Origin of the sequence: Priestia flexa NBRC 15715 (assembly GCF_001591565.1) — a bacterium.
Lineage (GTDB): Bacteria > Bacillota > Bacilli > Bacillales > Bacillaceae_H > Priestia > Priestia flexa.
Map to the genome: position 1 here is coordinate 1 of NZ_BCVD01000230.1, position 1,427 is coordinate 1,427.

Consider the following 1,427-nt stretch of genomic DNA (forward strand, 5'->3'; position numbering starts at 1 on the left):
ATAAAGAATAGGAAATTCACAAGTCGATTATAATGAGAGAGAAGTAAGATAAAAAACCTTTCATACAACATATTTAATGAGTTGCCACAGATTAAATTAAAAAGTAGCATCTACTCTCAGTCATTGAAATAAAATTTGCTACAATAGATATAGGTAACTAAGGGAGTGATTTCATGGATCGCCAGATTGTTCAATCTATTACTGACTTTTTACATACCCACATAGACCCTTCCTTTATCATCGTATTTGGGTCGTTTGCAAAAGGAACAACCCATCAAGAAAGTGATATTGATATTGGTTTTTATGTAAAGCATAAAAAATTAGAGAAATACGAAATTTTTATGTTAGCTCAAGAGTTAGCAACTATATTAAAAAGAGAAGTTGATTTAGTGAATATCGCAGAAGCTTCTACGGTTTTTCAAGCTCAAATTTATATGACTGGAACAGTTATTTATTCAAATGATGATAGGTTGCGTATGAGTGAACAAATGAAAGCCTTAAAAATGTACGCAAAATTAAATGAGGAACGAAAAGATATATTAAAGAAAGTAGATGAAAGTGGGAGTATTTATGAGAAATGATGTTATTTTAAACAAAATTAGTGTAATTGAAAGATGTAACAAGCGTATTCTGGAAGTATACCAACAGGACCCTAAAAACTTACTGGATTATACAAAACAAGACTCCATTATTTTAAATATTCAACGTGCATGTGAAGCTTGTATTGATCTAGCCATGCACATTGTTGCTGAAGAACGTTTAGGCCTACCTCAAACGAGCAGAGAAGCTTTTGATATGTTAGAGTCACAATCTATTATAACAAGTGAAATTTCTTACAGGATGAAAGCAATGGTAGGTTTTCGTAATATTGCAGTGCATGATTATCAAGCAATCAATCAAGACATCTTACAAAAGATCTTAGATAAACATTTAGATGACTTTACTACTTATACAAAGCAAATTCTTAATTATTGATTAAAAAACCTTAAACTTTTTGTTTATTTGATAACGGCTATTTTAGGTGGCACTGGTATACTTTGCTTAGGTTCTGGTGCAAATATTTGAAGAAAATCTAAAAAAGCCACAGATTCCTAGTGACTGTTCGCCTTAAGTAATCAACCCAAACAGTTGATGAATGAACTTCACTTGATTTTGGACAGACTTGTCCCGTAAAACAAGTTGTCCTTTTTTAATCATATGCATCGCTTTTATTCCCGAAAGAATAGATGTAGCTGTACGAAAAGATTTCAACCCTAACATAGAGCGCACTCGTTTTTTAATAAATCGATGATCTTGTTCCACAATGTTATTCAGATATTTTACCTGCCGTATTTGGATGCCTACGGGCATCTTTTTCTCTTTCTTTAACTCTTCAATCGCCATAGGATAGGCTGGGTTCTTGTCTACTGTGATCACACGAGGCTTGG

3 protein-coding genes are annotated in these 1,427 nt (G+C 32.8%); 2 read left to right on the forward strand and 1 reads right to left on the reverse strand.

What is annotated here, in order from left to right:
- Positions 1-173: 173 nt before the first annotated feature.
- Together mntA and hepT are read left to right on the forward strand one after the other, a co-directional pair.
- Positions 174-581 carry a type VII toxin-antitoxin system MntA family adenylyltransferase antitoxin gene (mntA, locus tag BFL01S_RS19560; RefSeq protein ID WP_061786715.1) on the forward strand — a complete coding sequence of 136 codons (408 nt, stop codon included), beginning with the start codon at positions 174-176 and terminating at the stop codon, positions 579-581.
- Positions 571-975 (forward strand): type VII toxin-antitoxin system HepT family RNase toxin, encoded by a 405-nt coding sequence (gene hepT, locus BFL01S_RS19565; protein ID WP_061786716.1) that lies wholly within the window; start codon positions 571-573, stop codon positions 973-975. The genes mntA and hepT overlap by 11 nt, the downstream gene beginning before the upstream one ends.
- A gap of 132 nt (positions 976-1,107) precedes the next feature.
- On the opposite strand, the gene BFL01S_RS19570 is transcribed toward hepT, so the two are convergent.
- A partial coding sequence (locus BFL01S_RS19570) for a DDE-type integrase/transposase/recombinase (RefSeq protein WP_061786717.1) occupies positions 1,108-1,427 on the reverse strand: 320 nt, incomplete at its 5' end.